This is a genomic window from Psychrobacillus soli (assembly GCF_006861775.1).
Lineage (GTDB): Bacteria > Bacillota > Bacilli > Bacillales_A > Planococcaceae > Psychrobacillus > Psychrobacillus soli.
In genome coordinates this window covers 1-5,811 of sequence record NZ_VDGG01000087.1, presented here as the reverse complement: position 1 = coordinate 5,811, position 5,811 = coordinate 1, and the positions used below count along the sequence as shown (strand labels likewise).

At 36.4% G+C, this 5,811-nt stretch carries 6 protein-coding genes; 4 read left to right on the top strand and 2 right to left on the bottom strand.

Annotation, left to right across the window (positions count from 1 at the left end; translation table 11 throughout):
• The first annotated feature begins 661 nt into the window (after window positions 1–661).
• Window positions 662–1,831 carry a M20 metallopeptidase family protein gene (locus FG383_RS20605; RefSeq protein ID WP_142609536.1) on the top strand — a complete coding sequence of 390 codons (1,170 nt, stop codon included), beginning with the start codon at window positions 662–664 and terminating at the stop codon, window positions 1,829–1,831.
• A 30-nt stretch (window positions 1,832–1,861) separates the two neighbouring features.
• Here the strand turns inward: FG383_RS20605 and FG383_RS20600 are convergent, their stop codons facing one another.
• A complete protein-coding gene (locus FG383_RS20600) occupies window positions 1,862–3,058 on the bottom strand; it encodes an ABC transporter permease (protein ID WP_142609535.1) in 1,197 nt (398 codons plus the stop codon).
• Window positions 3,042–3,791, bottom strand: a complete 750-nt coding sequence (locus tag FG383_RS20595) for an ABC transporter ATP-binding protein (RefSeq protein ID WP_142609534.1) — start codon at window positions 3,789–3,791, stop codon at window positions 3,042–3,044. Before FG383_RS20595 ends, FG383_RS20600 begins: the two co-directional genes overlap by 17 nt.
• A 112-nt stretch (window positions 3,792–3,903) precedes the next feature.
• Between FG383_RS20595 and FG383_RS20590 the strand changes: the two genes are divergently transcribed.
• The 3 genes from FG383_RS20590 (at window position 3,904) to FG383_RS20580 (ending at window position 5,451) form a co-directional block, all read left to right on the top strand.
• Window positions 3,904–4,329, top strand: a complete 426-nt coding sequence (locus FG383_RS20590; protein WP_142609533.1) for an HIT family protein — start codon at window positions 3,904–3,906, stop codon at window positions 4,327–4,329.
• A gap of 120 nt (window positions 4,330–4,449) precedes the next feature.
• Entirely contained in the window at window positions 4,450–4,974 is a 525-nt protein-coding gene (locus tag FG383_RS20585) for a tryptophan transporter (protein WP_142609532.1), read from the top strand.
• A gap of 102 nt (window positions 4,975–5,076) precedes the next feature.
• On the top strand, window positions 5,077–5,451 hold the full coding sequence (locus FG383_RS20580) for a YtxH domain-containing protein (RefSeq protein WP_142609531.1): 375 nt from the start codon (window positions 5,077–5,079) through the stop codon (window positions 5,449–5,451).
• Window positions 5,452–5,811: the final 360 nt, after the last annotated feature.

Sequence of the window (5,811 nt, the reverse complement as noted above, 5' to 3'; positions counted from 1 at the left end):
TTAAAAGAAAAAGAATAGAAAAAATTAAAGAAACAGGCAACTTCTTGTTCAAAATCGAACAAGAAGTTGCCTGTTTTTGTTTGAAAAAACGATATGAATTTAAAAACGTAAGTTTTTCAGTGCCCTCTGCTTGCTATGGGTAGTTTACTTTTTTCTTTTGATAAGAAAGATGAGTTGCATTAATACTCTCTATTAGATTAACAAGCACCTACTCTGTTATTGCACATAATTTGAATAATGGTCACAATCATTGTCGTCTCACTCCAAGTAAACTTGTTACTTTAAGAATTGGTTGCTTTCACTAGCAATTTGGTTGCTTTCATGCTGATTTGATTGCTTTCGGAATAGAATTGATTGCTTTCAACAACTGTTTTGTTGCTCTATGCCATTTATTGGATTCACACAGCTAAAAACTGGATAAGATTTTGTGTTTTGCGAGTTGATACTGAATAAGTAAGCAATTTCCTTTGATTTTCGCTGCAGGCGGCGACTAAAGAAAAGCCATTAAATAATCGGCCTCCTTATAGAAGGGGAATATTGTAATTTAAATAAGACGACGGTAAATATTTTATTCACTAATAAAATTAGATTTATCAATCATCATCACTAATCGTCTTCTTTTTTGTTATAATGGTAAAAAGATAAATGGAGGGTAAAATTTATGACAATACAATTAGCAGAAAAATTAGATAGTGCGTTTGAAGAGATGGTAGAAATCCGTCGTTATTTACATATGCATCCTGAAGTATCATTTAAAGAAACAAAAACAGCCGGGTATATTCAAGACTTTTATAGAGATTTAGGTATTCCATTTCAAGCGAATGTTGGCGGAAATGGCGTTGTCGCTAGAGTTAAAGGCGCTTTACCTGGTAAAACAGTTGCACTTAGAGCTGATTTCGATGCACTACCTATTCAAGATGAAAAAGACGTCCCATATAAATCTACGGTAGACGGTGTGATGCACGCATGTGGCCATGATGGTCATACAGCAACCCTACTCATTCTTGCACGTACGATTAATGAATTAAAAGACGAGTTAGCTGGAGAGTATGTATTTATTCATCAGCATGCGGAAGAATATGCGCCGGGCGGAGCAAAACCTATGATTGAAGCTGGATGTCTTGACGGAGTTGATGCTATTTTCGGTACGCATTTATGGTCTTTGTTCCCTCTTGGATCAATCGAATATAAATCTGGTCCAATTATGGCTGCAGCGGACCGTTTTGAAATTACGATTCAAGGGCAAGGTGGACATGGAGCTAACCCACATCAAGCGAAGGATGCAATCGTTGTAGCCTCTCAACTTGTCGTAAACTTACAACAATTAGTAGCGAGAAGAGTAGATCCTACACAATCTGCGGTTCTTTCTGTCGGTTCCTTTGTCGCGGAAAATGCTTTTAATATTATTGCAGATACAGTAAAACTTGCTGGCACAGTACGTACTTTTGATGCAGACGTTAGAGACTTAATGGAACGTGAACTAGCGCGTGTAATAGAAGGCACATGCCTAGCTGCTGATTGTACATATACGGTGGAATATACTCGTGGATATCCACCAGTTATTAATCATAAAGAAGAAACTGAGTTTTTAGCTACTGTTGCAGGGGACATACCGGGTGTGGAACTAGTAAAAGAGTCAGAGCTTCTGATGATTGGGGAAGATTTTGGCTATTATATGGAAGAGATTCCTGGGACATTCTTCTTTACAGGCGCAATGCCAGAAGGTGAAGTTTACCCACATCATAGTCCAAAGTTTGACTTCGATGAACGCGCAATGCTCACTGCAGCGAAAACATTAGGAATGGCTGCTATTCAATATCAAACGAAATAAGAAAAAGGCTGTCCAACGACAGCCTTTTTCTTATTTTTTACTCATTCGAATTGTAAGTTCCGATACAATGTACACGGCTATAGGTATGAGGAACAATGGAAGCCTAAATTCACCTTGTATTAAAACTACGGCAAGGACTAAAATGGCTTGTACAAATTGAATCATACGCATTAATTTATTGACTGCTCGTTTTCTTGCATCCGGATCAATCGGAAATAACTGATCCATTCGAAATTCTTGTCCAGATAATAACGCATGGCGCAATTGGACAACTGTTGCAAATGCAAGCGCACTCGTGAAAATAATTGCAACAATTGGAAATGGGATAAAAATCACACCAACAACCGATAACGCTGTAAGTCGAACCCATAAAAAGAAATAATCATTTGTGCGGATAAAGGTCCGCAACACTAAATATAGTTGGCTATTCTTTTGCCCATATGAAACAAGGTTATAAACAACATCCAGCCATTTTCTTCTTTTCGTCATCCCTCGTATATGCGGGACATCCGTGAAATAATTGGCAAATCGGTAAAACCGCATCATTCGAGATTGTTCCACTTCGATAAAATGATCGAATGGAAACGGTACTTCTTGCTTTTTCTTCTGCCAAACGAATACATATATCAGTTGAATAATAACAACCACTATTAAAAACACATAATTTCCACTCAATAAGAAATAGAGCGCAGCAAATAACAAAAGAAAACGTATAAAACGGTCAACCCATACCGATTTTCCATCCGAAGCAAAACGATAATTAAATTCTGCGTAAATACTCCAATACTTCATCACTAGAATAAAAATGAAAAATGATACAAGCTCTTCTTTCGTAGCACCCGCAACTTTCGTAAGTAAAGGTATGGAAACAAGAAAAGCTGCAAGGGATAAAAAAATAGATGAAAAATACGTCCATCTCAGCGCAAGCTTTAAATACTCCTTAAGCTTCGTTTCTAACGGTAAAAAATACACACTATCTGCGTGCTTCATCAATGTGACTGGGGTGCTCATTGCCAATAAAATACTTAAAATGAAAGCTACAACTAAAAAAGCGGGAAAATCTTTCGGAGCTGTATTAAGCCATTCACTATACGTATATCCCCCTGCACCTATGACGAAAACAAGTACAATCGCTATATGTCCAGTGAAGATAAATTTTAAGTATTTTTGTAATTCATTTATATAGTAGACAAAACGTTTAGCCCATATTTCACGCAAATTGTTCATCTTGTTGTTCCTTCGTCATTTCAATATATAAATCATCTAATGTCGCATGTGGCTTGTTAAAAGCGACTCGTAGATCATCCATCGTTCCTTGTGCACGTATTTTCCCATTATGCAACAGAAGGATTCGGTCACAATATTTCTCCGCTGTCGATAAAATATGCGTCGACATGAGAACCGAGGCACCTTCGTCTTTTCGTGCCTTCATTTGATCAAGTAGCGATTGAATACCTAATGGATCTAACCCTACAAAAGGTTCATCGATAATATATAAATCAGGATTTACTAAAAATGCACACATAATCATTACTTTTTGACGCATTCCTTTTGAAAAGTGTGCAGGAAACCAATTCAATCTTTTTTCCATACGGAACTCTTTTAAAAGAGACTCTTTTCTTGCTTCGAATACGGTTTGTTCTAAATTATAAGCCATTGCAGTTAGCTCTAAATGTTCTTTTAATGTTAACTCATCGTATAATACTGGCGTTTCCGGTATATACGAAAAAGAAGTACGATACGTTGCTGGATCCTCTTTTAACGATTTTCCGTTAAGCAGAATTTCCCCTTTTGCAGCGTTCATCGTTCCAATAATATGTTTGATCGTTGTACTCTTTCCTGCTCCATTCAATCCAATTAATCCTACTAACTCCCCTTTTCCAATGGAAAAAGTTAAATCATGTAGCACAGGCTTTCTTGTATAACCACCTGTTACGTTAGTTAGTTCTAATACTGTCATCTCTCGCACCTCATCTCTTCTAAATAGTTTACCAAAACCTATACGAAAAATCTTCTTTAAGTTGTCCTATTATATGCTAAACTATTGGTAACAATGAATAGGAGGTTTTTCCATGAGTGAATGTATTTTCTGTAAAATAATTGACGGTTCTATTCCAAGTGCAAAAATTTATGAGGATGAGCATGTATATGCCTTTATGGATATTCAGCCCCTTACAAAAGGACATACGCTCGTTATTCCAAAAAATCATAAAGAATATGTATATGATTTATCGGAAGAAGAAGCGAGTAATTTATTTAAAGTAGTTCCAAAAATTGCTTCTGTTTTGAAAGAAACATTTGGTCCTGTTGGCATGAATTTGCTCAATAATAATGGAGCACCTGCTGGTCAAAGTGTTTTCCATTTTCACTTACACTTTATCCCTCGTTACGACCAAACGGATGGTTTCCGTGCAACTTGGATGACAAAGGAAAAAACATTTACTCCTGAAGTTATTCAAGATTTAGCAAAAGAATTAGCTGAAAAACTGGCAAACTAGTTATTGCAATTACGGGAAAAAAGACTTATAATCACTAGTAAGATTCTTGCTAACGATCAAGAGGATACGTTAGAGGAATCCAAACAAATAGAGCTTAGAGAAGCTGAGGAGAGATGAGAATTGAATACGAAAAATTTAGTATTAATGTCCCTACTAATTGGGGTCGGTGCGGTACTTTATATTATTATCCCTGGAATTAACGGTGGGATGAAACCAGATTTCATGTTAACGATGATGTTTATAGGAATTCTTTTATTCCCTGAAGTAAAAAGTGTGTTTCTACTCGGTATTTCAACAGGTGTTATTTCTGGATTGTTTTCTACATTCCCAGGTGGATTTGTTCCAAACATCATTGATAAATCAGTAACAGCATTCGTTTTCTTTGGGTTAGTACTATTACTTACTAAATATGCTCACAAATTACCAGTTGCTATCGTTCTTACATGTGTAGGTACGCTCGTATCAGGAACTGTATTTTTATCAACTGCGATTTTTGTTTTTGGAGCAGGTGCAATATTCGGAGAACTATTTGTTTTAGTAGTACTTCCTGCAATTGCAATCAATGCCATAGCATTTTTCATTATTTATCCAATTATCGGAAAGTTGATCAAACGTTCCAAATTCGAAACAGCCCTTACAGTTTAAATTATTGCTTTCCTTTTCGAAGGAAAGCTTTTTTTGTTCAGGTTATTATGTTTTAATTATGTTATGAAAAGGAATAATATATTACATAAGGGGTGAACGCAAATGAAAGTAGTACCATTATTTTTAGGAGTTGCAACGGGTGTATTAGCTGGGGCTACTGCAGTATTATTATCCACTCCAAAGTCAGGTAGCGAAGTACGTATTTCCTTAAAGTCGACTTCGAACGACTTTCGAGACAAATTATCCGACATAAAACTTCAAATGCAAGATCTTAAAAACTCTATTCGCAATTTAACGAAAGAATCAAAAGAAGTTATTCCTAGTGCTATAGAAGAGATCAAAGCAGATGTGGAGCAATGGAAAACTGAAACTGCCCCACTACAAGCAAAACTTCAAGAAGAAATTTCCGCTATTCAATCAGCAATCGAAGAGATGGAAAAAGCATTGCCAAAGAAAAAAGAAACTACTATAAATTAAGTACAATTTCAATTAAAATAGGACATTTCTTGTTTAACTACAAACAAGAAATGTCCTATTTTTTATAGCTTGGGAGATTATAAATTGAATGTTAAAACCCCGTATACGGATACTGCGTGGTAAAAGCCTTATTAGTTGAGCGATGAGCCTTCACCGCCGCTTGCGCTTACGTCGGAATGGCTCATTAAGCTCAGAGTGGAACAAAGACTAAGAGCACCACATCGTGTGGCAACTCCTTCGACTACAACATCCTGTTGGCCACGGCAAGAGTCGCCACCTGCATCGAAAATCTATGGTAAAGACTAACTTATCAGAATCTAATATGAAAAATAAATGGTTGAACGAGACACTATTCCTTTT